Below are 3,743 nucleotides of genomic sequence, written 5' to 3'. Positions count from 1 at the left end.
ATATCGGGTAGCATGGAATCGAACATAGGGTTCGCTTCTACCGCCTCTACCGAGCCCACGGCATAGATACCTGATTCGGGCATTTCAACAGGATCGGCCAAGGCCTTTTCCATCACGGCGGTCAGAAGAAATGCAGTCATCATCCACTGTTTCATGGTTCACTATCCCTATGATTGGGTTAGATAACGACACGGCGAAGCATCATTCAAGCCGTGCAAAGGGGTCATGGGTGGCGTTGGCGAACGTATCAAGTGCTCTTAGTATTAAGGCTCTACGTTGGCACTACTCGAGGCGGTGATGATCTCTCCGCCGTGATCCGTCTTGCAGCCCAGGTACGCTGTGGGGCGGCCATCATGACTCGAGTGGCGGGAGCCTTCGACGATGGTGGCGCCGCAGCCGGTTTTATCCCCCACCCGCGCCACGGGCTGGCCCTCTACGTGAGAGGGCGAACCGGAGATGATTTCAGTGACGCCGTGAATGGGGCAACGGTGAAGGTCGCCTTTGCGAGCTACGGGTTTCATGAGGCTACCGTTGCGAGACGCCACTCGCCGGATGCTGTGCGGTAAAAAACAACAGGAACTACATCACTTTTCTGATTCGGGTCATCAGGATATGACCATATGAGCGGGCTAGGCAGGATGCGCACCAAGCGCCCATCACCCATGAATTCTAAACTATCGTCCGCAGGGTCGTTCGCAATTCTTAACGGTTGTAGCTGAGGGCCACCATTTTCTTCGACCATGCCTATGGTTTGCGAAGCAAATGGAAGTGAGGCAATATATTCTCTAGCATTCTTGCCATCTCCCATCAGCAGTCCGGCACGATTCCATACAGGCCTTCCCTCATTAAGAAGAGCCTCGGTATCACCTGCATCGAACAAATTGTGTAGGCGCTGATAAGCTTGACGCAATTCGTGACGTAATCGCGGTGTATCTTCAAGTGGTGTAGCATCCTCGACCCAATGAAAATTGGGAATAGAGTCAAGAACACGTAAGCTCATATCAACACGCTCAGCCTCAAGACTCTGGCCACTACCTACGACTAACCTTTCAGGTGAGCTTACTACGAACTCCCCACGCGTGCTGAGATGTTCGGTTTGATGCACCACCCCACCATTAACATTGGCTGGGTTTTGGCGGGCCTCTACAAACTCTCCGCTCTCCATGTCGTAGCGAAGTTGGAGAGTATTGAGACGCTCCTTATCTTGAGTGCGTTTATTAATGGCTTCAATCGATATATCAACCCAAAAGCTTTCTTTTGGGGCCTGTATATATCCACCTGTATCATCATCTGTTACCAAACGCCCTGCCTCATCTTCAACAAGGGGCGCAAAAATAAACGACACAGTATTTTGGCCCTCTTTAAGACTAGTGCTAATAGGATATGAAATAGAGTATTGCTCTGTCGTGCTATGAGACTGTACATTTAGATCATTAATACGCAAGACCCACACTGAGCCTTCGGTATGTATATTGACCCAGTACTCGCGTTCAATAGATTCCGCCATGGCTACACCCTTAAAAAATAAAAAAAATAATATTCCCCAGCTCACTAATTTGTTAAAAGGAAGTCCACTCCCCTTCTTCCCTTGGCCATATTGTTTTACCACCTTCCTCTTCACCTTCTTCTTGTACTTCAACATCACCCATCTCCTCAGTGTTTTCTCTACCTTCTAACAAGTCAGCTTCTCCATCGGCTCTACCACCAATAAGTTCATCATCATCTTGTTTTTTGTAACCAATCTCAGCATAAGCCTCCCCACTGAGCTTTACACCTTCGAAGATATACCGCTTCTCTCGCTTGCCCTCAGAGTTCTTCCGCGCTTCCCATGTCCAGGAAGTGTGGATAGAGCCACGTACGCCTGCCTGCGCTCGGACCATGAACACACTGCCTTCGACGTGAAGCTTTATTTCGGCACGCCCGAGAATCTGCAGCGTCCCGGTAAAATCACCGCTTACATCATTATCATCTGATTCTTCGCTCTCGCCTGACGCCGGGATACGCATCGCCGCGCCTGAGGTCAGTGTATGCTGCAGCGTGCCGGTAGCGCTTAATTCAAGATAGCCTTGTATCGTTCCGCTAACTCTCTCTCCTGCCTCAATGCGAGCGCGCGCTTTCTGAACTCGATCGGCACCGGCAGGTGACAACATGATGGTCGCGATGATTTCGATCAGATCGATCCTGCCGGTGACGCCAAGACTCAACGCTGATTCCAGATTACCTATTTGAAGCTCGAGATCGGGGCTGCCACTCACCGGCTGTAACACAAATCCTTGTGGTTTGAAGGAGAGTGACTTGCTGATGGTTATGCCGGAACCTATATGGCCACTATCAAGTTCCACCGGGCCGCTGGCGCCCCCGCCCATGGAAACGTAGTGAGTGATCGTCTGAACGGTCTCGACCATCAGCCCGATTAAACCCGGTGCATCGTTTTGGCGAGGAATTTCCTTGCGTCCGCCCCCAGCAGCTTCGATACTACGACTCCACTCAATCTTGTGCCGCCCGTATTGTCCGTTGAGGGTTCCTGTGACCTCCACCTTGGCGGAAACCTCACTCGTCATGATGATCGTTTCTACCTCAATGCCGACATCACCATTCAACTCGGTGCAAGGGTAAGGAATGACTGTCAAGGTGGCACTGGTGTCGCTGCACCCGAAGCACTGAATCGTCCCGAATGTCGCTTGTCCGCCCTGATCTGAGAAGAGACGCCTCCCAAACAGCGCTTCAAACGCTATGAACCCCAGCGTGACATCAAAGGGAATAAAATGACTGAGGCTTTCTGCCAGCCGGATAGACTGGTCGTAAGTAACCGAGATCTCTTCACTTTGTGAGGTAAGCAACCGGGACCCGTTCTCTATGCCGTTGGCACTGATGCATGGGGTTTGTGGGCGGCCACTCTGGCACGTTGATTCCCCCTCCCAAGTGACTTCCACATCGGCATTCAACCTGCCCCTGGCCACTCCCTCTTGAGGCTGGGCGATCACCAGCAGCGTCGTGGCGCCATCCACGGGGGGCCATTCAACCCTGCGGCTACTGTCTTCCTTGTCTTGCACAGCCCCCGCTTTGAGACAGCACCCGGCACTTTGCTCACACTCGACACAAGGCACGCCAAAGTCGGTGTCAGGGCCTTCATCACAGGCATCCTGATGGGAAGTAGAGCTTGTGGCGTACGCTGCAGGAATATCGGAAGGATCCATCATCATCCGATAAACATCGTCTTCTGCCAGCACCGTGCCCGGCGGAATGGGGCTTTCCGTCAGTGGCTCGGCTCCAGCGTCGAGATATGCCTGATAGATTCTCTCAGTGACGCTCGCCTCATCGACCGGCTCACCGCCATGCCGTTTTCGAGCAATGGCGACGATTTCATCAAATGCGTAATCTCTATCGAAGACTCTCCACTCGTTTTTCATCAAGTACATGGCGTCTTCATAGGTCGGCTGATAGCTCATGACTGCCCCTCGCTCACGATGGGTCGAAAATTGTCCTGCTGCATCGCTTCCTCGTCTGATGAATAGGGCGGTCTGAGCGCATGATAAACACGCCCACGGGGCAGCCAGGCCTCCAGATGGTCTCGCTTGCGCCAGGCGGCCAGCTTCGGGTTTTCGAGTATTTGCCGTGCCTCGGTGTAGTGCGCTGGGAAGTGATGTCCGAACTCGATGACGCACTTCGCCAAGGTGCGTACCTGCTTTTTCGAACTCAACCCGTACCCCTGGCCCAGCTGGGCAGCCGTCTGAACGGCCGAT

At 52.8% G+C, this 3,743-nt stretch carries 4 protein-coding genes; all 4 read right to left on the bottom strand.

What is annotated here, in order from left to right:
• Nucleotides 1-263: 263 nt before the first annotated feature.
• Complete coding sequence (locus tag BIS11_RS12875; RefSeq protein ID WP_253424737.1) at nt 264-521, bottom strand: PAAR domain-containing protein; 258 nt, start codon at nt 519-521, stop codon at nt 264-266.
• Nucleotides 518-1,642: a hypothetical protein gene (locus BIS11_RS12870; protein ID WP_253424739.1), complete on the bottom strand. Its 1,125-nt coding sequence runs from the start codon at nt 1,640-1,642 to the stop codon at nt 518-520. The genes BIS11_RS12875 and BIS11_RS12870 overlap by 4 nt, the downstream gene beginning before the upstream one ends.
• Nucleotides 1,560-3,449 carry a hypothetical protein gene (locus BIS11_RS12865; RefSeq protein ID WP_253424741.1) on the bottom strand — a complete coding sequence of 630 codons (1,890 nt, stop codon included), beginning with the start codon at nt 3,447-3,449 and terminating at the stop codon, nt 1,560-1,562. Before BIS11_RS12865 ends, BIS11_RS12870 begins: the two co-directional genes overlap by 83 nt.
• Nucleotides 3,446-3,743: hypothetical protein (locus BIS11_RS12860; protein ID WP_253586195.1), on the bottom strand; the 298-nt coding region annotated here is incomplete at its 5' end. The genes BIS11_RS12860 and BIS11_RS12865, both read right to left, overlap by 4 nt.

The sequence above is a fragment of the Halomonas sp. 707D4 genome, assembly GCF_024158685.1.
GTDB lineage: Bacteria > Pseudomonadota > Gammaproteobacteria > Pseudomonadales > Halomonadaceae > Vreelandella.
This window is presented reverse-complemented; position numbering and strand designations above follow the sequence as displayed.